This window comes from Acidobacteriota bacterium, from assembly GCA_016196035.1.
Taxonomy (GTDB): Bacteria; Acidobacteriota; Blastocatellia; order RBC074; family RBC074; genus JACPYM01.
In genome coordinates, this window is the sequence record JACPYM010000125.1 from 108,926 (window position 1) to 133,048 (window position 24,123).

Here is a 24,123-nt window from a genome sequence, read left to right on the forward strand (position 1 = left end):
AAGTTGCCGTCTGTGCTATGCTGAAAGCAAGGTGGTAAACAATGAATGATGACTGTACAGGTTGAGCTACCGGCTGAGTTGTTAGACGCTGCCCGCATTCAGGCGAGTGAAACGCCCAAGCTGCTGGCGTTGGAATTGTTCCGCGAGGATGCCGTGTCGCTGGGGGGCGCGGCAGAACTGGGCGGCGTGTTAGTCGCCGAGTTTATGGACTTCGCCGCTGAACGTGCCGTGCCGTTGCATTATGCGCAGGAAGATTACGAACAAGATCAGTTGAGCATCGGAAAACTCTTGCCGCAAATTTCCTCGTGATTGCTGTCTCAAATGCCTCCCCTTTGATCCTGTTAGCGGAACTCGGCGAATTCGATAATCCGCCCTATCAAGCTAAAATATGAACCCCACTACTTCTTCCCGCGCTTCCTTTAAGCAATACCTCGTCGATCTCCTCTGGCTGCTACTGTTCGTTTGGCCTGCCCAGGCGCAAGCAGTCAAGCCGCCCGTCCGCTTGGGGACGCCAGAACAACGCGCCGCCCGCTACTTTGAATCCATTCGCCGTGCGCCGCCGCAGATGCTGGCCTTTTTGTTGCGCATGCCGAAGGGCGGCGATTTGCACAATCATCTGTCGGGAGGCATTTACGCCGAAACGTTTATCCAGTGGGCGGCGGAGAAAAATCTGTGTGTGAATCAGGCGACGGGCGTGCTGACGCAACCATCCTGTGACCCCGACAAGGGCGTGCCGCCGGTGAGCAAGGCGCTGACGGATGGGATGTTGTACCGGCAATTGATTGACGCCTGGTCTATGCGATATTGGCAACCGGGGCCGTTGTCGGGGCAGAACGGGCACGATCATTTCTTTGATGCCTTTGGCAAATTCGGCGCGGCGACCGCCGGGCAGACGGGGCAGATGCTGGCCGAAGCGGCGGCGCGGGCGGCCAGGGGGCGGGTCAGTTACTTGGAAGTGATGCTGACACCGGCGAGCGGGCAATCTACGGCGTTGGGCTTGAAGGTCGGCTGGGATGGTGATTTCGCGGGCACTTTGGACAAATTGAAAAGCAACGGCCTCGCCGACGCGGTAGCCGAAGGCGTCAAGGCGTTGCAGCAAGCCGAAGCCGAAAAGGACAAGGTGTTGCAATGTGGCACCCCGCAAGCCGCTGCCGGATGCAAGGTGACGTTGCGTTATGTCGCGCAGGTTTCGCGTGGCGCGGCGCTCGGTGTCGTGTTTGCGCAAATGGCGACAGGCTTGGCGCTGGCGAATGATCCAAATTCCAAAGTCGTCGGGGTGAATCTGGTGCAGCCGGAAGACGGCTTGCTCTCGATGCAAAATTTCGCGTTGCACATGGAGATGCTGGCCTTCCTGCGTCCGCGCTATCCACAGGCGCATTTGAGCTTGCACGCGGGCGAACTCGCGCCCGGCAGCGTACCTCCCGCCGGGTTGTCGTTTCACATTCGTGATTCGGTGCTGAAGGCGCAGGCCGAACGCATCGGGCACGGTGTAGACATCATGCACGAAGACGAGCCGTACCAGTTGCTGCGCGAAATGGCGCGCCGCCGCGTGCTGGTGGAAATCTGCCTGACGAGTAATGAGGTGATTCTGGGCGTGCGGGGCGCACAGCATCCGCTGGCGACCTATCTGCAATTCGGCGTGCCGGTGGCGTTGGCGACCGATGACGAAGGCGTCTCGCGTTCTGAAATTTCGCGCGAATTTTTGAAAGCTGCTGAAGAGCACGGGCTGGGTTATCTGCAACTCAAGGCGCTGGCGCGCCACAGCCTGGAACATGCTTTCTTGCCGGGCAAAAGTTTGTGGGCCGATGCGCGCCGCTTTCAGCCCGTGCCGGCGTGCGCCAACGGGGCAACGAACGCCCGTCAGCAATTTTTGAATGGCAATGAAAAAGCCCGGCTGCAATGGCAACTCGAAGAGGACTTGCGGCAATTCGAGCGCGCGCTGCCGCAGTAATACAGTTTTTCCCTTTAACGTGAGCGGCGCTGACTTGTGAGCTTCAGTTGCCGGTGCCTCTCAGGTGATAGATTTCAAGATAATGATTTTCCCCTCGACGCCACACGAAGCTTCCACCAAGAAAGAAATACAAATCAATCCGGCTTCGTGTTTTCTTCGTGTAGCTTCGTGGGAGAATTTCTTTTTCTTGAAAGCTGTAGTTTCACGCATTGCTGTGCCGTAAATTACAGCAGGTCTTTATCGAGATTGGCTTTGAGATGCTCGACGTAATGTGCCATCCCGTGATCGTTGAGGCCGGCGATCTGATGAACGTTGGCGGCGCGCACGTCTTTGACCGCCGCCATAATTAGGTTGGCGAAACGCTGCATCGCCGTGGTCTCCGAATTCACGCGGCCCTCGCCGTCGAAATAAAGCAAGCGCCCGACGTGTCGGAACGTCGCCATCAACAAGCGCGGCACGGCATCGTTGTTGTTGACGAAGCGGAAGGTGCGCGATTGCAGTTCCTTGTCATACGCATTGGCAAACGCGTGATCGCCCACGCAAGGCGAGCCGAAGGTGTAAACGCCCTGCGGCCAATGCACGTTTTTGCTGGCGAATTGCACGCGCCGCGCCGCCAGCGTTGCCAGCGCCGCACCCAGGCTGTGGCCGGTGTAAAAGATCGGTTGACCGTTATCACGGAACCGGCTGATGACTTGTACCAGTTCGTCAATGATTGGTGCGAGGGCAAATTCAAATCCACTGTGTACAAAGCCAATCGAATTTGGCCCTGGCACCGGCAGGAACTTGGCGTCAGTCAGCCAATCCAATTTATCTCTGGTGCCGCGAAAGGCGACGATGATCGCTTCCTCGTTGCTGAACACATAGCCCTGCGTGTCCACCGGTGGAAGCAAGACATGCTTGTGGAAGTGGTGGATGCGGTCGGGCGCAAAGCCCCAACCCTGGACGCATTTGTTGATTTCATCCGGGTCGGCATAGGCCAATTGGGCGGCTTCGCCCAGCGTCAGCGCATTTTGGGGATTGTAAGTTTCGTCTTTAGCATTGAACGCAAAGGTAGGCATAATGGTCTCCGCTGCAAAAAGGTTGTGGGTGTAATCGGTCAGCGTGCTGCCGAATTGATCTGCCATGCTGGGGCGAACGCGACGCGGAGTCTAGCAACAGTAATTGAGGATGTCGAATGAAAGCCTTGCAAACATTGAGCGGCGCGCTTTGCGCCAGCTTGCTCGTGATCATGACCAACGGAACATCAACGCCCGTCTATGGACAAGCGGCCAAGTCGCCGCTCACCCAGTCGCGGCAAATGATTGTCGTGACGACGAAGGATTGGCAGACCGTGCCCGGTACCTTGCAACGCTACGCCCGCCGCACCACGCGCAGCGCCTGGCAACCTGTCGGTAAACCCGTTCCCATCGTTGTCGGGCGCAGCGGCCTGGCCTGGGGCGCAGGGCTGCACGGCGAACCGGCCACGCTGGCGCAAGGTAACGATCCGTTAAAACAGGAAGGCGATGGCAAATCTCCGGCGGGCGCGTTTCGGCTGAATGCGGCGTTTGGTTATGCGCCGAAAGGGAAGGCGGGCCAGTTGAAAATGCCTTACGTCGCGTCAACCGCGACGATGCAATGCGTGGACGACGCGCAATCGGCCTATTACAACCGCGTCGTAAATCGCGCCGACCTCAAACAACCCGATTGGCAAAGTCACGAAGACATGCTGCGCAAAGATGAGTTGTACCGCTGGGGCGTCGTCGTCGAACACAACGCGGGCGGCGTCGGTCAAAGCAGTGTGAAAGCCAAACCACGCGGCGGCTCGTGCATCTTCCTGCACATCTGGGGCGGCCCGAAGTCCAGCACATCCGGTTGCACGGCGATGGAAGCCAGCTTGATGGAAGAGGTCTTGCGCTGGCTGGATGCACGACAGCAGCCGGTGCTGGTGCAATTGCTGGTTAGCGAATATGCGCGGTTGAAAGGGGCGTGGCGGTTGCCGTAGCGGAAGAGAAAATAAAGCAAAGGGCAAAAGGCAAAAGGCAAAAATCAAAAGGGTGGCGCCAGGCTTCCCCCCATTTTTGCCTTTTGCCTTTTGCCTTTTGCTTTCAGGCCCGTCAGGCTGCCAGCCCCGCCGCATAACCACTCGCCCAAGCCCACTGAAAGTTATACCCGCCCAGCCAGCCCGTCACATCCACGACTTCGCCAATGAAATACAAGCCAGGCACGCGCCGCGCTTCCAGCGTTCGCGAGGACAGTTCGTCTGTATCCACGCCGCCCGCCGTAACTTCGGCTTTGCGGAAGCCAGCGGTGCCGTTGGGCCTGAGCCGCCAGCGCTGGATGCATTCGGCGATGCTTTGCAATTCCTTGTTCGAGTATTGCCGCAACGGTTTGGCTGTGGCGTTGAGCTGTGCCCACGCCTGCGCGAAACGTTGGGGCCAGTATTGGCCAAGCAGCGTTTGCAGCTCCTTTTGGCTGCCGCGCGCGGCGCTCAGCAATTCCGCCGCGTCGGTATCAGGCAACAGATCAATGCTGATGGCCGCGCCCGGTTGCCAGTACGAAGAGATTTGCAGGATGGCCGGGCCGCTCAAGCCCTGATGCGTGACCAGAATGTTTTCGCGGAAGGCTTGATTATCCAGGCTCACCAGCGCATCTACTGAAACGCCGCTCAGCGGGCTGAGCACGCGGCGGTCAGCTCCGTCCAGCGTGAAGGGCACCAAGGCCGGGCGCGTCTGCACCAGCTTCAAGCCGAACTGCTTGGCAACGCGGTAGCCAAAATCGGTCGCGCCCATCTGCGGAATCGAAAGTCCGCCCGTCGCGATGACCAGCGCGGCACTTTCAAAACGGCCCTGATTGGTCGTGAGGACGAAACGTCCGTGCTGTTGATCCACCGTCTCAACGCGGCAGCCCGTGCGAATGGTCACGCCCGCACGTTCGCCTTCGCGCAACAGCAACTCGACGATCTCTTGCGCCGAGCCGTCGCAAAACAACTGGCCCAGCTTCTTTTCGTGATAGCGGATGCCGTGGCGTTCGATCAGTTCGATGAAATCGTGCGGCGTGTAGCGGGCCAGCGCTGATTTATGAAAGTTCGGATTGCGGCAGATGAAATTTTCGGGCGCGGCGTACAGGTTGGTGAAATTGCAGCGCCCGCCACCGCTGATCAAAATCTTCTTGCCGACTTGCCCCGCGTGTTCGATGAGCAAGACCTTGCGCCCGCGCCGCCCCGCCGTGAACGCGCAGAACAAACCCGCCGCGCCGCCGCCGATGATAATGATGTCAGGTTGCATATGTCAGGGTCAGTTTACCAAACGCTGCCGCGTAGCTTATCCTGCCCGCCTTAATTCAGCCGCAAAGAAGCACAAAACGCGCAAAAACTGTTTGGCAAAGTTTGCGTCTTGTGCGCCTTTTTGCGGCACATCCTTCTTTCGAGGTTGATATGGCACTGATTGGAGCAAACGAACTCAAACGCAAAATGTTTATCGCGGTCGAAGGCCAGCCTTACGCCGTGGTCGAGGTCTCTTTCGCCTCGCCCTCGGCGCGCGGCGCTTCGACGATGGTGCGCACGAAGCTGCGCAACCTGCTGACCGACAACGTGCTGGAAAAATCCTTCAAGACCAGCGAGAAATTCGAGGAACCCGATGTCGAATTGAAACCCGCCTCGTTCCTGTACGGCGATGGCGACGGCTTCCATTTTATGGATGACGAGAGTTATGAACAGTTCGCCCTGTCGGAAGAGCAACTGGGCGACGAGCGGCTCTATTTGAAAGACGGCATGAATTTGCAGATTCGCAAATACAACGGCGACCCGATCTCGATTCAATTGCCGACGATGGTGGATTTGACGATTAAGGAAACCGAACCCGCGCTGAAAGGCGATTCGGCTTCGGGCGGCACCACTAAAGCCGCCACGCTCGAAACCGGTCTCGTCGTGCGCGTGCCGTTGTTTATCAAAGAAGGCGAAGTCGTGCGCGTGAACACCGAGACGGGCGAGTTTGTGAGCCGTGCATAAGATACAGTACGGGGAGCGTGAGCGACCTGAGCCTCGGTCGTTAAAGCATTGAGCAGCAACCACACCGCCTAACTCCGCGGCTCAGGTCGCTCACGCTCCCCGTACTGTATCAACGTTCCTTGTCTTCATTGGAAATAAGCCATGCAAAAACTCAACTGGGGCCTGATCGGTTGCGGCGACATCGCGCGCAAACGCGTCGCGCCCGCCTTACGCGACTTGCCGAATTGCGAATTGACCGCCGTCAACCGCGCCAGCTTCCACTTGGCCGAAGAGTTCGCCCGCGAATTCGGCGCGCGCCGCTGGTACCGCGACTGGCGCGAGTTGCTGGCCGATCCGGAAGTCCAAGCCGTTTACATCGCCACGCCCGTGAGTTTGCACGCTGAACAAACCATCGCCGCCGCCGAAGCGGGCAAGCACGTGCTGTGTGAAAAACCGATGGCGCTGAACACCGCCGAATGCGACCTCATGATCGCCGCCTGCGCGGCCCACGGCGTCAAACTCGGTATCGCCTATTACCGCCACTTTTACCCCGTCATTCAACGCATCAAAGAAATTCTCGCCGCTGGGGCCGCCGGAGAAATCGGCGTGCCCGTGCTGGCGCAGATCAATGCCTTCGAGCGTTTCAACCCCGCGCCCGATCAGCCGCGTTACTGGTTCGTGCAAAAAGAATTCGCGGGCGGCGGCCCGATGATGGACTTCGGCTGCCATCGCATCGAAGTGTTGCTCAACCTGCTCGGCCCGATTGCTGGCGTTCACAGCTCAATCGGCAGCGTGCTGTTTGAAAGGGAAGTCGAAGACACCGCCGTGGCCGTCTTTGATTTTGCCAGTCAAGCGCGCGCGGTGTTGAATGTCTCGCACGCGGCGTGGCAGTCGCAGGATACGCTGACGATCTTCGGCAGCGCAGGTTCGCTGCACGTGCCCGCGCTCAATCAAGGCGCACTGCACATACAAACTGCTCAGGGTGAACGCAACGAGATTCACCCGCCACATCCCAACATTCACCAGCCCCTGCTTGCCGAATTTACCGAGGCCGTGCTGGCGCAACGCGAACCCGCTGTCGGTGGCGCCATAGGCCGCGAGGTTGCACGGTTAGAAGAAAAGATTTACGCCGTCAATTAATAAAGGCGAGGCGTACACGCAGGAAAAGAGCATGGAGTTCAAGCTTTAGCTTGTTTGGTGCGCGTTGCGCGCCGCAGACAGCCTGAAGGCTGAACTCCATGCCCTTGTTGCTTGACGAGCTTTGTTTATGACTGTTTTATGCCTCAAGCACAAAAAGTGGCGTGTGGCCGCCCCGCCGCCCGCTGTCACATTCAACAACGCCGACGCCGGCAGCCGCACGCCCGCACAGGTTGCGGTCGCGCCGCGTTCAAATGAATTGGCGCTGGCCTCGTTCTACCGGTCGTCCGCGTCGCGCGGGACAGAGGCCGGTACTGAGGGTCGCACGAGGGTCAACGAGCCGCTCAGAACGTAAGCGCGTTGGAAGGGCGCGAAGCGGGGCGCCAGCAAGCCGTCGTTGATCTCGCGCGTGACCGCGAAGCGATTGAACGCGCTCGGCGGAAGGTACAGGCGCCGGTTTGATTGACCGCCGTCCGAGAAGCCGTTGATGTCCGCTTCTTGAAAAGAGATGACGCCGTCGCCGTTCTGATCCACTCTGGCGATTTCCTGCGCGTAGGACATAAACAGCCGCATGCCCACGTCAGTCACGTCCGGCTTAAAGGACTTCACCCGCAGGAAGGCGTTCAGCAGCACTTCCTGATCCAGGGCGCTGGGAATGAAACGGTTGCGCGACTCCCGCTGGGCCGGGTTGGTGGCTTCCGTGCGATCCGGGTCACGCGGGTTGTCCGGGTTGTCGCCGTAGATCAGTTTGTTATTCACTACGCCTGCCGGGCCTGAACCGGGAATCACCGATTGCAGGCCGTATTGCAGCCCCGCCGCAAAGGTGCCGGGCACGCCGCCGGTGAAGGGCAGTTCGTAGTGTGGGAAGACCCAGTTGGTGCCCGCATTGAACTCCCAGTAGGCATGTACATCGCTCTGCTGTAGCGCGTTGAAGGCGCCCATGCTCACCGGATGCGGGACGGTGTTGGGCTGGCGCGCCGGGTCCGGGAAAACATCGTTGACACTGCCCAGGCGCGGGGCGTTGCCGTCCGCCGTAAAGATGTTGCCGACGACTCGGTTGTTACCTCTCCCGCGCGCCGCGATGGCGTCATAGTCGGCCTGCGTCAGCGTGCCGAACTGCGCCGTGCCGTCAGCGCGCGGCGGGGCGACACGCGGCACGCGCAGGTCGCTGATCATCCAGCCTTCGTACCAGCCGGCCTCATTGTTGATCACGAACAGCCCGGAGAAATCCATGAACACATCAATGAACGCGCCGGGATCATTGGGATCGGTCGGCAGACCGGCTTTGGGTTCAATCACGACCCGGACGGAGCCGAGCGTCGGCAAGCCGCCGTTGGCGGCATTGGCCGCAGTCGGGATGGCCGTGTCGTTGAGACCCGGGACGACGCTGGTGAAGACGTTGGGCTGGAAATGGTTCGTGTCCAGCAGGTAGTACTGAAAGAGCTGGCTCGGGTCGGCGGCCTCGGCGAAGGCCGTGGTCGGTTCGAAGGTGTGTGGCCGCGCCGCGAGTTCGATCAGCCGCGCTTTGAGCAGTGGAGGCAAGTGGCTAATGTCTCCGCGCCTGGCAAAGGCTTCCGTCTCATTGCGGGGTCTGGCCTGGCGCGCGGAGCGGGCTTTTGCGCTCTGGGGCGTCGTTGCCACCTCGCGCGCGGGGGCGCTGCTGCGATCCTGCGCGGCCCGCGCGGAAGTTCCGCTCCGCTCCTGCGCGAAGGTCTTGTTCTGGGTGAATAGCGCCAGTGCAAAGGCCCCCAGCGCCAGCAGGCAAACCCAGGTTGCGAAGTTGTGGACTTTTTTGCTCATATTCTCTACTCCTTATTTTTCAGTTATAGATTATGGCGGCGCCGGGGCGCTCGCCAGTTCGTGGTTGTGAATTGCGCGTGCAGGCGCGTGGGTGGCCGCAGACACACCACGCGCCTGGCGGGACCGAAAAACAATCCGGCCATCCGGCGCTGAACTGTTCGCACCGAACTAAGGCTTTATCAGGGAGGTCGCGGGAAGCTGCACCTCCAAATTCCCCTCAGCCACATTCGTCCCGCCTCCGGTGGTGAAGGCGTTAGTTCCGCGGAAGCCTGCCGTGAAACTGGCCAGATTGTTTTCTCTGAAAATGTTGTTGATCGAACCTGCACTGACAGAAACCGCGAAGCCGAATCTGGCGATATGATTGTTGTAAATCAGATCACCACGCGGCCCAGCGGGGTCTTCGCCCGGGGCGGGGTTGTAGCAGATGCCAAGCAGGTTGTTGGCCGGAATGGCTCCACCGACAATTGTGTTGCCGAAGATACGATTGCCGGTGGATTCGCCGCCACGCACGAAGATGCCTAGATTCACCGAACTGATGTTGTTGTCCCGCACCATTCCGCCACGTGAATTGAGCAACTGGATTCCCACTTCACTGGGGCCGCCGCCATTCAGCCCGGGCTGAAAGCCGCCGCCGGTAATCTGCAAATTTTCGACGTTGACGTTGACCGAGTTCATCACCATCACATTCGAGGCAAACCCGGCGACGCGGCCATTGATCACGCGAACGCCGGTAGCACCGTTGACGAAGATGCCGCGCCCGGTGTGAGCCGCTTGTGTTGACACGGTGTGGCCGTCCAGATCGAGCGTTACGCTGTCTGCCGTAATCGTGATCGCATCGCCGCTTTGAACCTGAATGCTGCGTTTGAGTTTGTAGAGGCCTGAATTGCCGATCGTGAGCGGCAGCGTGGCAAAATCGCGCGAGCTTTCGATAATGCTGGAATCGAGGTGGTCTTGCGCAAGAGTTGGGTTGGAAATTGCCAGCAGAGTTACGGAGAAAACGCATGCGAAGAGCGCCCCTTTGAACAGAAGTTTCATTTGATGTCTCCTTAATCCTTAATCCTTAATCCTTAATTTTTTATGGATTCGACCTTCGTTGAACCCGGGGTTGATTGAATGACTCCAGCGGTTTTGCAGTGGCTATCGTAATTTTGCTTTGCTAACGCTTTGAATTGCGCGCGGCCATCAACGTAGCGTAGCTCCTGCAACAACTATTGGGTCAGCCATTAAATTGCCGCTTCCGTGCTTTCGCTTTACCACAACGCGGATGAGTGGCTTGCAAAGCAAAAGCAGCGGTACATTGGGTTCAACAATCTGGAGACAGGGAAAAGTTCCCGCGCGGAAAAGAAAATGCCTGCTAGGGGAATAAGGCTGAGTGAAAAATAGATTCAGTGATGGGGCGTAGCTTAAAATTCAAACTACAGCGCCGCCTTTGAAGGTCCGATTCGCGGTTTCATTCAACAGCTTTCCTCATGATGGATTTGCCCGTAATCAACCAGGCGTGGGCCGAGAATAAAAGGGTTCAATTCGAAGCGGCAGCTCTGCCCTTCACGAAATCCCTTTACAATACGGCCTTGCGCTTAACTCATCGTGCTGAGAATGCCAGCGACCTGGTTCAGGAAACCTACCTGCGCGCTTACCGCACTTTTCACAATTTCACGCCGGGAACCAATTGCAAGGCCTGGCTGTTTACCATTATGTATTCCGTCTTTGCGAATAAATATCGCAAGGAACAGCGGGAACCTGAAGCTGTTTCTATTGACGAGCTGGAGGAAAAATTCCAGCGTTGCCTGACGGCGGCGGACTGGGATCCGCAGCGGGCGCTAAATCCGCGGGGGGTCGGAACGGAAGTAGAGCAGGCGCTCAACCGGTTGCCTGAAGTGTTCCGCTTAGTAGTCCTGCTGGTGGACGTGGAAGAGTTGTCTTACGAAGAGGCCGCCGCTATTTTGAATTGTCCGGTAGGGACGGTGCGCTCCCGCCTGTTTCGCGCGCGGAAGTTGTTGTTTTTGGAGTTACAGCAGTACGCTCTGAAGAAAGGTTACGTTCAAAAGGCGCAAGTATAAGAATGCCGCTTGAGACCCGACATTTTAAGGATGAAATTCAGGAGTTGCTGGATAACCGGCTGAACCACGAAGCGTGTCTTGAGGTGGAGCGTCATCTGGAAGCGTGCGCGGAATGCCGGCGAGAGTTGGAGGCCCTGCGTTGGACCAGGCAAATTGCCCGGCAACAATATGCGGCTGCCTCCGCGCCCGCGAAACTGGAAGAAAACATTTTGGCGGCGTTGGCCCTGGAAGACCGCGAGTCTAGCGCCCCGCCAGTTTTCTCCTGGGTATGGTGGCGGCAACGGAGCGCGCTCTTGGCTTACGGTTTCGTCCTCTTTGCCGGTGTGGCCCTGGCGTTGTCTTACTTTATGCTCGGCACGCAACTGCGTAAGTCACTTGAGCTGCCTACAGCATCGGCGTCATTGCTAACAGCAGTCGCGCGGGATTATCGGAATTACCAGGCTGAAAAATTGCCCCTGATGTTGCAGACCGGCGCGGTCAATGAACTGGAGCGGTTTTTCTCCGCCGGTGGCATCGCTTTCAACACGCGGGTCTTTGACCTGGCTATGATGAACTACCATTTAGTGGGCGGACGCGTCCATCAACTGATCGAGCGCCCGAGCGCGCTATTCGTTTACCGTGGGGAAGGCAGCAAGATTTTGATCTGTCAGATGTATCCAGGCCAGGTGAGGGAGCTACCGCCGGCAGGCGTCAGCTTGCGCGAAAATAAAGGAATCCGGTTCTACATTTACCAGGCGAATGGCTTGACTGTCGTGTTCTGGCAGGAGGGGGTGATCACGTGTGTGCTGACTTCAGACAGCGCTGCCGAAGAAGTGCTCCAACTTGCTTTTGCGAAGGCCGTGAAGATTTAGGCTGCGCTGCAGTGTCAGCAGGTCATTCCAGCAGCAACAGCGGCGTCGCCGAACCGCCCCCCGCCGTCACATTCAACAACGCCGATGCCGACAGCCGCACGCCCGCGCCGACGACGTCTTCGCCGCCCCAGGTGTAGGGATCGAAATCCACATAGCGGTCTTCATACGAGATGCCATTGCCGGTTAGTGTCGGGAAGCTCTGGCTCAGTACTTCCACGCGTTCCTGCAAAACGAATGAACCGTCGAGCGCGTCGTACAACGCCCCTTGCCAGCGCGCTTCGTCGCCATCCCAGCCGAGCACGACGCCTTTGCCGCCATAATCGCTGTTGGGTTTGAGCACCAGTTTCTCGCGGTTGGCGGCGGCGAAATCGAGCAGGTCAATCGTTTTGCCGCGATACGTCGTCACGCCATCGCGTAGCTTGCGCGTCCAGGGAATGTGGCGGCGCAGGGCTGAAATCTCTTCGACGGAATAGAGGTGCGCATACTCAGGATCGTCGAGCAGGGCGAAGGTGGCCTTTTTGAAAAGCATCTGCACGCGGAAGGAATTGGCAACGCAGACGGCGTGGTCGCGCGCGGCCCGCACCAGCGGAGTTTGCAGGCCGCAACGCTCGATCAATTCGCCGACGACTACGCGTTTGTAAACCAGGTTGATTTTGAAATCGCCTGCGCGCAACCAGCCGCCGCGATATTCCAGTTCGCGCGGGTCAACGATGATGGTGGGGTAGCCTTGCGACTCGAAATAGTCGCGGCAGATTTCAAACTCGGCGTAAGTCGCGGCTTCGTTCCAATCTACGATGGCGATGCGCGGGCGTTCCTGCCAGCCCCATTGCCGGTAGGTGTCGAGCAGCGTTTGCAGCAACTGCGGTTTCATTGGCACGCGGCGGACGGGGAAGCGGCGGCTGAATTCTTTGAGCAACTGCATCTCGCTGAAAATTTCGCCCAGCGTGTCGCCGTACAAAATGCCGCCGGGGCTGTCGGCGTTGTATTCGACGAAGCTGAAATCGGCGTGCGAATTCTGAAAGGCATCCAGCCGCCCGCTGGCATCCGGCGCGCGAAAGCCCGGCTCGATCTGAATGATTTGCTCTTCGTTCGGCGACAAATCCAATTCGGCGCGTAACCGTGCATCACGCATCAGCGCGGCATACAGTTTTTCAATCGCCGACAACACCAACGCTGATTCGCGCCGCATGTATTCGTATTGCCAGGCGGTGACAAACAGGGGCCGCAGCACATTACAAATCGGGCGCTTGCCGAAACGCAGTCGGTGGCGCGCGGTGCCTTCCACCAGTTTGGCTTGCGCGTCAGCGGCCAGCGAGCCGTTGAGCAGGGAATGATAGTAATCTGTTGCGTCTGTAAGAATGGGTTGAAGGGATGGTTGGGGCATGCAGGTAAGTTCACATAGATCGGTTTCACTTCAGCGGATAGGAAAACCGCGCAGCGGTACGGTAACGCGCGCGTGAGCAAGCGGAGCGGTGGCGGTTCAGTCAATGACATAAACTTGAAGAGCCGCTTGCTCACGCGCGCGGTACCGTATCAGTGCCTATGCGCCGTAAACGCATTTGCAAACTGATCTGAAATCCTAAAACTGATTGTTCACCGCTCGTAACGTAATGCTTCAATCGGGTTGAGTCGTGCCGCGCGCCAGGCGGGCCACAGCCCGAAAAATAGGCCCACGCTGACCGAAACCAGCAACCCGGCAGTAACCGCACCCGGTGAAATGGTCGCCGCAAAATTCGGTTGTGCCCATTGAATCAGCAGCGCCAATGCCACGCCGGTTAGCACACCCGCCACACCGCCCAGCAAGGTCAACATAACGGCTTCGAGCAGAAACTGCCAGAGCACATCGCGCCGCCGCGCGCCCACCGCTTTGCGCAATCCTATCTCCGCCGTGCGCTCGGTCACACTGACCAGCATGATATTCATCACGCCGATGCCGCCGATCAACAAACCAAGCGAAGAGACGCCGATCAACAAGATCCAAATGCCGCTCGAAGCCTGCGTCCAAATGTCCACCATTTGATTTGACGCGAAGACCGCAAAGGTGTCCGGCGCATTGAGCGGCAGACGGCGGCGGCGACGTAACCACTCGCGCACTTCATTCATGCCTTGCTCGACGGCTTCGGGTGAGGCGGCGAGGCAGAAGAATTGCAGAAACTCTTTCTCGCGCTCGGAATAGTATTTGTCGAAGGTGCCGAATGGAATCAGGATGAGTTGATTCTCGCTCGGTGCGCCGAAGAACGTATCACGCCGTTCGATCAAGCCGATCACTTCGTAACTCTGCCCATCAATGTGCAACAGCTTGCCGAGTGGGTCTTCGGCGCTGAAAAGTCCATCGGCGATGGCTTGCCCGATCACGACCACGTTGCGCCGATGCGTCGAATCGCTTTGCGTGATGAAGCGGCCCCGTTCCACCAGAATGCCGGTGGCGTCGGTAAAGAACTGCTCGACGCCGCGCATAATCGGCCCTTGCGCCTCGATGCCTTTGTACCAGACGTGCAGCGGCTCGAACGGCATCTTGGCGTAAAACGGGCTGAGCACGCGCACCGACGGGCAATTGGCGCGGATGTCCTGTGCGTCCTCGACGGTCAGCGGCGGACGCTTTTTGAGCAGCGCCATGAAATCGGGATTGCCCATGTCTGAAAAACCCATGCGCCCGACGATGAAGCTGCTCGGATTCAACCGCGTCAGCGCGCGCTTGACCATGCCATCCAGCCCCTGAATCAACGCCACCACGACGATGACCGTCGCGACGCCCATAATGATGCCGGCCAGCGTGAGCGAAGATTGAAAGCGGTGTTGATTGATCGAACTGAGCGCCAGCGTAAAGGCTTCGCTGAACTCGGTCGTGCGGTGAGTACTGAGCAGCGGTTTGTAATGTTCCGATTTCATTGCAGGGCAAGTGCTGTACAGCAGGCTGCCAGCCTGCTGCTGTTGCGCCAATGGTAGAGTCAAAATGACTGCGTTCTCGGCTACGTTCCCAGCAGGCTGGCAGCCTGCTGTACATCCGAATCAAAGCTGCTTAATGCCGCAAGCGCGCGACGCGCGTCATCAACTGTTCGACGCGCTGCGGGTCAACCGTGTTCGCCCAATGCCCAGCCACTTTGAAATACGAGCCGATGATGAAACCGTCAGCGGCGGCATAAAAGCTTTCAAGATTATCTGGCCCCACGCCTGAACCGAGCAGCACCGGCAAACTGCCGTGCGCTTTGGCTTCAGCCACATCGGCCAGTTGCGGCGGCTGCCCCGTGACGCTGCCCGTGATGATGACGGCGTCACCGCGCATGAACGCCACCGCTTCCGCCGTTGCGCCCAATCCGACATCCGCCGTGAGCGCGTGCGCGGCGTGTTTCTTTTTCACGTCCGCCCAGACCTGCACGCGTTCGGCCCCGATCAGCTTGCGATAGCGCAGCAAGCGCGCGGCGGACGATTCGATCAAGCCTTCATCGGCGACGTGGGCGAAGACGTAACCTTCGACGCGGATGAAATCCAGCTTGGCCGCGTGCGCCACGGCCATTGCTTCAAGATTGGCGCCCGCCAGAATTTGAATACCGGTGGGCAGGCCGCTGGCGTTTTTGACCGCCTGTCCGATCACGGTCATGGCGGCGACGATCTCTGGCCCGACGCTGCCGCGCAAATAGGGCACGTCGTGCATGTTCTCGATGCCGATGCCGTCTACGCCGCCGTCCCGATACAAGCGGGCTTCGCGTTCGGCGAGCGCGACGAGTTCGGCGATGCTTTGCGTCTGCGCGGGCGTGCCGGGCAACGCGCCGACGTGAATCATGCCAATGATGGGTTTGGGTTTTGGGAAAAGGGAAGTCAGCATTTTATTTAGCAGGGCTCACGCAATAGCCGGAAAGTTCGCCACAGAGTCACGGAGCCACAGAGCGAGAGCGGTAATTTCCCGGTCTTTCAAGCCTTTCCTCTGTGGCTCCGTGACTCTGTGGCAATGCTTCTGCCTGAGTCCTATTCATAACGTAACGCTTCAATGGGCGACATCTGGGCTGCGCGCCGCGCCGGATAAACGCCCGCGACAACACCGACCAACGACGAAACCGCGAAACCGAGCAGCGCCACAAATGGGCGCGAGCTAAAGGGCAGCGCCGTCAGCCAGGCAATCGAACGCGCGACCAGCAAACCCGTTGACGTGCCCACTAGGCCACCGAACAGACAGAGCAACACCGTTTCGGCTAGGAATTGCCGCAGCACATCGCGTTGGCGCGCGCCCAGCGCTTTGCGCAAGCCGATCTCGCGCGTGCGTTCGCGCACACTGACCAGCATGATGTTGGTCACGCCCAGTCCGCCGACCGTCAGCGCGATGCCCGAAATCAAAATCGTCGCCAGATAAAACCCGCCGATCACGGCTTGATAAATCGCCAGCGCCGAATCGGAAGTGATGATGAAGAACGTGTCTTCTTCTCCGAAAAGCAAGTGGCGCTGTTTGCGCATCAGCCCGCGCACTTCGTCAATGGCCGAGGCGGCATTCGTCGCCGCGCGTTGCTGGCAATAGATGGTCAGCGCTTGATGCGCGCCGAAACGGTGCAGCAGCGTGGTGAGCGGCAACACAATGAACCGATCTTGTGAGCGTCCAAACAGCGCACCGCGCCGCGCCATCACGCCAATCACAGTGAAAGGTTTGCCCAGCACGCTCAACTCCGCGCCCAGCGGATTGGTGTCGCCGAACAGATCATCCACAATGTCCGCGCCCAACAGGCAAACTGAAGCATGTCCGCTTTCTTCCGAAGCAGTGAAAAAGCGCCCCTGGGCAACTTCGATGCGCTCAATGTCAAACTGGCTGGCGGTCAGGCCGCGCAATTGCACGCTGCCGGTCGTGGTGCCGCGATATTTCAAGCGGCCCGCGAAATTCGCTTCGGCCCCAACCGCGCCGCATTCGCGCGAACTCTCGCGCAGGGCGGCGAAATCCTCATACTCGATGCGCTTCCATTTCGAAGCTTTGATGAAATCGTTGACGTTGAGAATGCTGGCCGGCAGTTGCGAAACCTGAAAGACATCGGGTTGCAAGGTCACAAGCTTGTCGGTGATGTAGCCGCTCGCTCCATCAATCAGCGCGACAATCGCCACCAGCGCGCTGATGCCGACCACGATGCCCAGGATCGCCAGCGCCGAACGCAGCTTGTTGGCGAGCAACGACCTGAGCGCAGTGGCGAGAATTTCGCTTCGATTCATAGCGGTTGGTTGAACGACGATGCGCGTGGTTAGCCGCCATAGCATGCAAGAAAAAGAAGGCTCACCACGAAGAAACGAAGAGGACGAAGAAGCCGCTGGAACCACAGTAAATGCAAGTTCTGCCAGCTCTTCTTCGCTTCGTGTTCTTCGTTGCTTCGTGGTTGCGTTTTCTTGAGGGCTATAACTTGGCGCAGCCCCGATGCTGCCGTATATTACCATCCCGCTTCAGCAGCGCAATTCTGTAGTAAGCGCTGCGCATTCCGCATTCATCATCAAGAGGAGATTTTTACTCGTGGCTATTCGTAATGCAGTCGTACCCGTTGCCGGGCTGGGCACACGTTTGTTGCCCGCGACCAAATCGCAACCCAAAGAAATGCTGCCCGTCGGCAAGAAACCCATCGTCCAATACGTCGTCGAAGAGTTGCACGAAGCCGGCCTCGAACGGCTGTTATTCGTGACCGGGCGCGGCAAACATTCCATCGAAGATCACTTTGACGAAGACCATCAACTCATCCGCGCGTTGCGCGAGACCGGCAAGGAAGACCTGTTGCAGGAACTGGCCTACGAACGCCTCGGCGTGCATTTTCTATACACGCGCCAGAAACAGCAGAAGGGGTTGGGCGACGCGATCCTGTGCGCTGAACATTTCGCCGGAACGGAACCCTTTGTCGTCGCGCTGGGCGATTCGATCATCGGGCGGCACCGGTCATCGCAGGCAGTCGCCAAGCTGGTCAAGGCCTTTGAGGCGCGCAACGCCGATGTCGCCATCGTGGTCGAAGAAGTCCCGCGCGAACAGGTTTCAATGTATGGCATCGTTAGCCCGGCGCATTGGAACGGCCAGAGCGAGGTTTTTGACATCGTTGACTTGGTCGAAAAGCCGAACGTCGCCGATGCGCCCAGCAACATGGCGATTGCGGCGCGTTACGTTTTCTCGCCGAACATCTTCGACGCGATCAAGCGCACGCCCTTTGACCAGCGCGGCGAATTGCAAATCACCGATGCCATTCGGCTGGTGCTGAAAGAGGGTGGCCGCATTATCGGCTTGCGGCTGGGCGCGGATGAGAAACGCTATGACATCGGCAATTTCGAGAGCTACTTCGAAACCTTTGTCGAGTTCGCGCTGACCGATCCCGAATACGGCGCGGCCCTGCGCGCGCGCTTGCCCGAATTGCTCAAAGGAGTCGGTGCATGAGGTTGTTCAAGACCAAAGCCTATGCGCGCGCCGGTTTGATCGGCAATCCCAGCGATGGTTATCACGGCCAAACGATCAGCATCATCGTCAAAAATTTTGCCGCGCAGGTGGTGATTTACGAATGGCCGCAGCTGGAAATCATGCCGACGCGGCAGGATCAATGCCGCTTCGACAGTCTGGACGAGATGCTGCACGACGTGCGGTTGAATGGTTATTACGGCGGCATGCGGTTGATCAAAGCGACGATTAAACGTTTTGCCGAATACTGCGCGGCGCAAAACATCGTGCTGCCGCCGGTCAATTTCTCGTTGCGTTACGAATCGAACATCCCACGCCAGGTGGGCCTGGCCGGTTCGAGCGCGATTGTCACAGCGACAATGCGGGCGCTCTGCCAGTTTTATGACGTGACGATTCCGCGCGAAATCCTGCCCGGCATCATCCTCTCAGTCGAACGCGAAGACCTGGGCATCGGCGCGGGACTGCAAGATCGCGTGGCGCAGGTGTACGAAGGGCTGACGTATATGAATTTCGACAAGGCGTTCATGGCGGCGCACGGCCACGGACAATACGAAGCGCTGGACATCGGCCTGTTGCCGCCGGTTTACATCGCCTATCAAACCGAACTGGCCGAATCGTCAGAGGTCTTCCACAACGACATCCGCAAACGCTACGACAACGGTGAGGCGCTGGTGGTCAACGCGATGCTGACGTTTGCTGAATTGGCGCGTCAGGCGCGCGAATGTTTGCTGACTGGCGATCACGCGGGCGTGGCGGATCTAATGAACAAAAACTTTGATACGCGGCGGACGATTTACAACATCAATCCCAAGCACATTCGCATGGTCGAGTTGGCGCGTTCGCTCGGCGCTTCCGCCAAATTCGCCGGCTCAGGCGGTTCGATCATTGGCACGTACACGGATGAGGTGATGTTTGCGAAATTGAAGCAGGCGTTTGAGGCGGAGCGATGCGCGGTGATTAAGCCGATTGTGGAATGACCCGCTTCCGGCCCGTGCGCTTGGCTGAATTACCATTCGCTGCCGGTGACTAACTGCGCGCTCACTTCATTTGAGGTTTGATTGCCGAAACATAGCCGCACTGGTGTCGTGCCCGCGCTCAGCCCCGGTGGCACCGGCACATTGACCTGCACGCAATCCAACGTGCCATCCGCTTTCAATGACGGCCCCGCGAAATAAGGCGCGCAACCGTAGCCGCCGATTTCGACGCGCAGTTGTTCGCGCGTGACCTCGGCGGGCAAACCGTCTACCCAAAGCGCGAGAAAGGCATGCCGTCCGCTGACGGGGGTTTGCGGTTGGAAGTGAATCGCGTTGGTTGCCGCGCGCAAATGCAAGGACGATTGCGCTTCGGCAGGCCAATCGGCCCAGCGGCGATAGGCTTTGAGCACGTTGCGCGAGAGTTGCGGGCGCAGCGCTTCGACGCGGGCGAACCCGGCGGCGCGCGTCATCTGCAACATGCATGCGCTGTTCGGCCCCCACCAATTGTCGTACTGGCCGCCCAATTCATCCCACTCGTAAAACTCCATGTTCGGGTAGGTGGTGTCGCGCGCATTATCAATGACGTGCGACTCGAGCAGGGCGAATTCGCGCGTCACGGCGCACACGCGTTCGAGCGCCAGCAAGGGATGGCGCAGGTGATAAAGCACGCCCAGAAAGAAAACGATGTCGAAGGTGCCGAGCCGTTGCGGCGTGACTTCGTAAACGCTGAGTTCGTGAAACTGTATGCGTGAGTTGAGGGCCTCGTGCGCGATGAAAAACTTTTCGGGCTGCCAGCAATCCATCGCGACGACTTCGGCCCCGCGCCGCTCGGCCTCGAAGCTGTAAAAGCCGTCCCAGCAGCCGATGTCGAGCACGCGCTTGCCAGTCAAATCGGCGGGCAAATTGAAGCGCGCGAAGTTCTCTTGCAACTCGCCCAGCTTGTGCGCGCCGGGCGTGACAATGCCATTGCCGAGATCAATGCTATGCCACCAGCCGCTGGCGAAATACTCTTCGCGCTGTTCGTCAGCGACTTGGTTGACGATGTCGTAAACAGGGTTTTCAGGAGCGATTGGCATAACGGGTTAGCCTTATTCAACTAGCGAATCAACGGGAAGGAGATTACGGAACAGACGGAAATAACGGAACAGACGGAAGCCAGCCAGCCAAGCCAATTCCGTGTGTTTTGTTATTTCCGTCTGTTCCGTAATCTCTTTTTCTTTCTCGGTTGTACTGCCTCATTTCGCGGCACGCCGCGCCCGCCAGGCTTCGCTCAGCGCTGGAATCGCCGGGATGAGGATGAGGGCGACCACCACCAGCGTAAAGTTGCGTTTGACCACCGGGATATTGCCAAACAAAAAGCCCGCCGAAAGAAAGATGCCCATCCACAAGAGGCTGCCAAAAACGCTGAAGGCCAGGAACTTCGGATAGTTCATGCGCCCGATGCCCGCGACGAACGGCGCAAAGGTGCGGATGATCGGCATGAAGCGCGCGATGATCACCGTCTTGCCGCCGTGCTTTTCATAAAACTGGTGCGTGCGTTCGAGGTGCTGCCGGTTGAGCAGCCGCGATTGCGCGCTGCTGAACACCTTCGGCCCGACGTGATAGCCGATCCAGTAATTCAGGTTGTCGCCGATGATCGCCGCGCCGCAGAGCAGTCCGAAACACCAGACCACATTCAACGCGCCCGTCGCCGCCAACGCGCCCGTCGCAAACAGCAGCGAATCGCCCGGTAAAAACGGCGTCACCACCAGCCCCGTCTCGCAAAAGATAATCAAAAACAAAATGCCATACGTCCACGCGCCGTATTGCGTGACCAGATCCACCAGGTGCTTGTCGAGGTGCAGGATGATGTCAATGAAGTGTTTGATGAGTTCCATAAATCAGTGGTCAGTGGTCAGTGATCAGTGATCAGTGATCAGTGGTCAGTGGTCAGTGGCAAGCCGGAATGGCTAATCACTGACCACTGACCACCGACCACTTTCATTGCTGCCAGCCGTGTCTGCCGATCAGTTTGACGAATTGGCAGGGGCCACAATCTTCGGTTGTTGCGCCGGAATCGGTACGGGTGAGGCGCAACAGGCGTTGTTCTTTTTCGGTGCCGACGGGGATGACCAGATGGCCGCCGAGCGTGAGTTGATTGAGCAGTGGGGGCGGCACGTCGGGTGAACCGGCGGCGACGAGAATGCCTCGGTAAGGCGCGAACTCGCTCCAGCCGATGGTGCCATCGAACCATTTGATCGTGGCGTTGTTGAGACCCAGGCTGCGCACTAGCGTTTGCGCCGGGCGCGCCAGTTCGGTCAGGCGTTCGAGCGCGAAAACCTGCCCAGCGACCAGGGCCAGCACGGCGGTTTGATAGCCGGAGCCTGCGCCGATTTCCAAGACGCGGTCGTCTTTGCCGACTTCCAGCAATTCGGTTTCGCGCGCGACCATGTACGGTTGCGAGATCGTTTGCAGGCTGCCAATCGGCAGCGCGTGATCGCCATAGGCGTTGTGGCGCATGGGCTCCGGCACAAAGAGATGACGCGGGACGATAGACATCGCCGCCAGCACGCGCTCATCGCGGATGCCGCGTTTGCGCAGCAGCGCCACCATCTCGGCCCGTTGGCGCGCGTAGGCGGGCGTGTCTTGTGTTGGGGTTAGTTTGAGGGGCTGCGTCAGCCGCGCGTCCGTCATGCAAGCATCCAATCCCGCAATTTTTCCAGAGCCTTTTGATCGGTCAATTCGACGCGCAGCGGGGTGATCGAAACCAGGCCCTCTTTGATGGCGGCGTAATCGCTGTTGGGCTCTACTTGTGCGGCATAAATCTGCGCGCCGATCCAGTAATACTGCTTGCCGCGCGGATCAACGCCTTCGACGATGTGCGCCTGGGCGCCGCGAATGCCTTGCTGCGTCCAGCGCACGCCGCGAATTTCACCGGGCGGTACGTTGACGTTGAGCAAAGTGCCGTCGGGGATGCCCTCCTGCAAAACCTTGCCCGCCAAACGGGCAGCCAGCGCCGCGGCGTGCGAGAAATCGCGTTCATCGCGTTGCGTCATGCTGACGGCTATCGAAGGGACGCCGAAGATGACGCCTTCCATCGCGCCCGCGACGGTGCCCGAATAGGTCACGTCATCGCCCAGATTCGCGCCGTGATTGATGCCCGAAACAACCAAGTCGGGCCGGTTGTCTTTGAGGATCGTCATCAGCGCCAGCACCACGCAATCGGTGGGCGTGCCGTCCACGTTATAACGGCGTTCGCCCAACTGGCGCACGCGCAAGGGCCGCGTGAGCGTCAGCGAATGTGATGAGGCGCTTTGTTCTGAGGCCGGGGCGACGATGGTGACTTCGCCAACCGCTGCGAGCGCGCCGGCGAGGGCAGCGATGCCTTCGGAGAAATAACCGTCGTCGTTGGTCACTAAAATTCTGGGCATAGGTGCTCTCAGGGGTAAAACTTCAGGTCAAACGAAGCGCGCATCATCGCTTATCGAATGCGGGCATGGCAACCGCCAGCTTGCTTGAAACAGTATCGCGCGCGTGAGCAAGCGGCAGCTTTGCTTGAAGCAGTACCGCGCGCGTGAGCAAGCGGCAGCTTCATTTTCGCGTAATAGGTATATGGGCCAAACGCCGCTTGCTCACGCGCGCGGTACGGCTTCAGCTTTCCCTACGGTTTCTACGGCGTTTCGCGGTTGCATCCGATATAATCGCCACCGCTTATGAACGACGCGCCTGTTTCCTCCAATTCAATGCCTCCCGCGCAATCATTGCAACGCAGCGTGCTGCAAATTCTGCTGCTCGTTTTGGCGGCGGTGCTGGTGCTCTGGCTGCTTTACGCCTTGCGCAAGATCATCCTGCTGCTGATCTTCACGGTGCTATTTTGTTACCTGATCGCGCCGCTGGTGAACGTGTTGGTCGGACCGCGCCGCTTTGGCCCGATTGTCTGGCGGGTGCCACGGGCGATGGCGATTTTTGCCGTTTACGTGCTGTTGTTTTATGGCGCAGTCCAGGCGATTGATTGGCTGGCGCCGCTGCTTTCCGACCAGCTTGGCGCGCTGGCCGAGAACGCGCCGGCCTATCTCAAACAACTCGACCAATACAGTCAATGGCTGGCGCGCTTGCCGGGGCGCTATCGCTTGCCGCTGCGCTGGCAGCAGGAATTCAACGACTGGCTGGCAGTTGCTACAACCAACGTGGTGGATTGGTTGCAATCCTTTGCGCTCAGCACTGTCAGCCTGACGCTCTATCTGGATTGGCTGGTGTTGATTCCGGTGCTGGGCTTTTTCTTTTTGAAAGATGGCCGGCACTTTCGCCAACACTTCCTGGCCGCGCTGCCCAAAGCTGATATGCGCGTGCGCGTAGCCGATTTCTTGCAAGACGTGAGCGAAACGCTGGCGGCCTACATTCGCGCGCAGTTGCTGGCCTGTTTGTTGATTGGCGTCATTGTCGGCACGGGCTTGCGATTGCTGGGTGCATCGTATCCGCTAGTGCTAGGTGTCGCCGCCGGACTGCTGGAATTTATCCCCATCGTAGGGCCAGTCATTATCGGAGCGATTTCTGTGCTGGTGGCGAGCTTTGCTTCGTTGAAAATCGCGGGCGCAGTGCTGGTCTTTTTGGTGATCTTGCGCTTGATTCACGATTACGTGGTGTATCCGCGCCTGATTGCGCGCGGCGTCGAATTGCATCCCGTGCTGGTCATTCTGGCGGTGATTTGCGGCGCGGAATTGGGCGGCTTGACCGGCGTGGTTTTGGGCGTGCCGGTGATGGCGCTGTTGTTGGTCTGTTTTCGGCATTGGCGTGAATTGCAGGTGGGGCGGATTGTTGCTGCGGATGAAGCGACGGCCACGGGCGAATATGAGTTGGTGAGCAGCTTGCGCGAACCGTGAGGCAGGCAGGCGCACGGTAGTTTTTGCTTGAGCCTGATGTGCGGCATGAATTAGATTGCCGGTCATAGACAGCAAGCGACCAGCGACACGAGCACCAGAACGCAGCAGCTTCAAAACCAAACGAAGGAGACTG

General features: G+C 58.7%; 22 protein-coding genes. 10 read left to right on the forward strand and 12 right to left on the reverse strand.

The features are described from left to right. Positions 1-45 precede the first annotated feature (45 nt). Positions 46-309: a UPF0175 family protein gene (locus HY011_35080; GenBank protein ID MBI3428178.1), complete on the forward strand. Its 264-nt coding sequence runs from the start codon at positions 46-48 to the stop codon at positions 307-309. Between the two features lie 193 nt (positions 310-502). Next, a complete protein-coding gene (locus HY011_35085; GenBank protein ID MBI3428179.1) occupies positions 503-1,951 on the forward strand; it encodes an adenosine deaminase in 1,449 nt (482 codons plus the stop codon). A 224-nt stretch (positions 1,952-2,175) separates the two neighbouring features. Here the strand turns inward: HY011_35085 and HY011_35090 are convergent, their stop codons facing one another. Then, positions 2,176-3,009: a lipase family protein gene (locus HY011_35090; protein ID MBI3428180.1), complete on the reverse strand. Its 834-nt coding sequence runs from the start codon at positions 3,007-3,009 to the stop codon at positions 2,176-2,178. A 116-nt stretch (positions 3,010-3,125) separates the two neighbouring features. Here HY011_35090 and HY011_35095 point away from each other — a divergent pair, with 116 nt between their 5' ends. After that, positions 3,126-3,932 carry a L,D-transpeptidase family protein gene (locus HY011_35095; protein MBI3428181.1) on the forward strand — a complete coding sequence of 269 codons (807 nt, stop codon included), beginning with the start codon at positions 3,126-3,128 and terminating at the stop codon, positions 3,930-3,932. Between the two features lie 112 nt (positions 3,933-4,044). Here the strand turns inward: HY011_35095 and HY011_35100 are convergent, their stop codons facing one another. Continuing rightward, positions 4,045-5,214, reverse strand: a complete 1,170-nt coding sequence (locus tag HY011_35100) for an NAD(P)/FAD-dependent oxidoreductase (protein ID MBI3428182.1) — start codon at positions 5,212-5,214, stop codon at positions 4,045-4,047. A 149-nt stretch (positions 5,215-5,363) separates the two neighbouring features. Here HY011_35100 and efp point away from each other — a divergent pair, with 149 nt between their 5' ends. Together efp and HY011_35110 are read left to right on the forward strand one after the other, a co-directional pair. Further along, positions 5,364-5,936: an elongation factor P gene (gene efp, locus HY011_35105; GenBank protein MBI3428183.1), complete on the forward strand. Its 573-nt coding sequence runs from the start codon at positions 5,364-5,366 to the stop codon at positions 5,934-5,936. 141 nt (positions 5,937-6,077) lie between these two features. Then, positions 6,078-7,055 (forward strand): Gfo/Idh/MocA family oxidoreductase, encoded by a 978-nt coding sequence (locus tag HY011_35110; GenBank protein MBI3428184.1) that lies wholly within the window; start codon positions 6,078-6,080, stop codon positions 7,053-7,055. A gap of 273 nt (positions 7,056-7,328) precedes the next feature. Here HY011_35110 and HY011_35115 read toward each other — a convergent pair whose 3' ends face one another. Further along, positions 7,329-8,852 (reverse strand): hypothetical protein, encoded by a 1,524-nt coding sequence (locus HY011_35115; GenBank protein ID MBI3428185.1) that lies wholly within the window; start codon positions 8,850-8,852, stop codon positions 7,329-7,331. A gap of 168 nt (positions 8,853-9,020) precedes the next feature. Continuing rightward, positions 9,021-9,887 (reverse strand): hypothetical protein, encoded by an 867-nt coding sequence (locus HY011_35120; protein MBI3428186.1) that lies wholly within the window; start codon positions 9,885-9,887, stop codon positions 9,021-9,023. Between the two features lie 434 nt (positions 9,888-10,321). Between HY011_35120 and HY011_35125 the strand changes: the two genes are divergently transcribed. Then, on the forward strand, positions 10,322-10,912 hold the full coding sequence (locus HY011_35125) for a sigma-70 family RNA polymerase sigma factor (GenBank protein ID MBI3428187.1): 591 nt from the start codon (positions 10,322-10,324) through the stop codon (positions 10,910-10,912). Between the two features lie 2 nt (positions 10,913-10,914). Beyond that, positions 10,915-11,763 carry a hypothetical protein gene (locus tag HY011_35130; GenBank protein MBI3428188.1) on the forward strand — a complete coding sequence of 283 codons (849 nt, stop codon included), beginning with the start codon at positions 10,915-10,917 and terminating at the stop codon, positions 11,761-11,763. 22 nt (positions 11,764-11,785) lie between these two features. Here HY011_35130 and HY011_35135 read toward each other — a convergent pair whose 3' ends face one another. The 4 genes from HY011_35135 to HY011_35150 form a co-directional block, all read right to left on the reverse strand. Continuing rightward, positions 11,786-13,147 carry a hypothetical protein gene (locus tag HY011_35135; protein ID MBI3428189.1) on the reverse strand — a complete coding sequence of 454 codons (1,362 nt, stop codon included), beginning with the start codon at positions 13,145-13,147 and terminating at the stop codon, positions 11,786-11,788. A 209-nt stretch (positions 13,148-13,356) separates the two neighbouring features. Beyond that, the gene (locus HY011_35140; GenBank protein ID MBI3428190.1) at positions 13,357-14,652 is read right to left on the reverse strand and encodes an ABC transporter permease; all 1,296 of its coding nucleotides are present in this window, start codon (positions 14,650-14,652) and stop codon (positions 13,357-13,359) included. 130 nt (positions 14,653-14,782) lie between these two features. After that, complete coding sequence (locus tag HY011_35145; GenBank protein ID MBI3428191.1) at positions 14,783-15,586, reverse strand: BtpA/SgcQ family protein; 804 nt, start codon at positions 15,584-15,586, stop codon at positions 14,783-14,785. Between the two features lie 140 nt (positions 15,587-15,726). Beyond that, positions 15,727-16,947 carry an ABC transporter permease gene (locus HY011_35150; GenBank protein MBI3428192.1) on the reverse strand — a complete coding sequence of 407 codons (1,221 nt, stop codon included), beginning with the start codon at positions 16,945-16,947 and terminating at the stop codon, positions 15,727-15,729. A gap of 199 nt (positions 16,948-17,146) precedes the next feature. Here HY011_35150 and HY011_35155 point away from each other — a divergent pair, with 199 nt between their 5' ends. Next, on the forward strand, positions 17,147-18,139 hold the full coding sequence (locus tag HY011_35155; GenBank protein MBI3428193.1) for a UTP--glucose-1-phosphate uridylyltransferase: 993 nt from the start codon (positions 17,147-17,149) through the stop codon (positions 18,137-18,139). Further along, a complete protein-coding gene (locus HY011_35160; protein MBI3428194.1) occupies positions 18,136-19,134 on the forward strand; it encodes a GHMP kinase in 999 nt (332 codons plus the stop codon). The genes HY011_35155 and HY011_35160 overlap by 4 nt, the downstream gene beginning before the upstream one ends. Positions 19,135-19,163: 29 nt before the next feature. Here HY011_35160 and HY011_35165 read toward each other — a convergent pair whose 3' ends face one another. From HY011_35165 to surE, 4 genes are all read right to left on the reverse strand, one after another. After that, positions 19,164-20,207: a DUF1698 domain-containing protein gene (locus HY011_35165; protein ID MBI3428195.1), complete on the reverse strand. Its 1,044-nt coding sequence runs from the start codon at positions 20,205-20,207 to the stop codon at positions 19,164-19,166. A gap of 159 nt (positions 20,208-20,366) precedes the next feature. Further along, a complete protein-coding gene (locus HY011_35170) occupies positions 20,367-21,008 on the reverse strand; it encodes a DedA family protein (GenBank protein ID MBI3428196.1) in 642 nt (213 codons plus the stop codon). 103 nt (positions 21,009-21,111) lie between these two features. Then, the gene (locus tag HY011_35175; GenBank protein ID MBI3428197.1) at positions 21,112-21,804 is read right to left on the reverse strand and encodes a protein-L-isoaspartate(D-aspartate) O-methyltransferase; all 693 of its coding nucleotides are present in this window, start codon (positions 21,802-21,804) and stop codon (positions 21,112-21,114) included. Continuing rightward, complete coding sequence (surE, locus tag HY011_35180; GenBank protein ID MBI3428198.1) at positions 21,801-22,541, reverse strand: 5'/3'-nucleotidase SurE; 741 nt, start codon at positions 22,539-22,541, stop codon at positions 21,801-21,803. Before surE ends, HY011_35175 begins: the two co-directional genes overlap by 4 nt. Before the next feature lie 282 nt (positions 22,542-22,823). Here surE and HY011_35185 point away from each other — a divergent pair, with 282 nt between their 5' ends. After that, positions 22,824-23,990, forward strand: coding sequence for an AI-2E family transporter (locus tag HY011_35185; GenBank protein MBI3428199.1), 1,167 nt, complete (start codon positions 22,824-22,826; stop codon positions 23,988-23,990). Positions 23,991-24,123 lie beyond the last annotated feature (133 nt).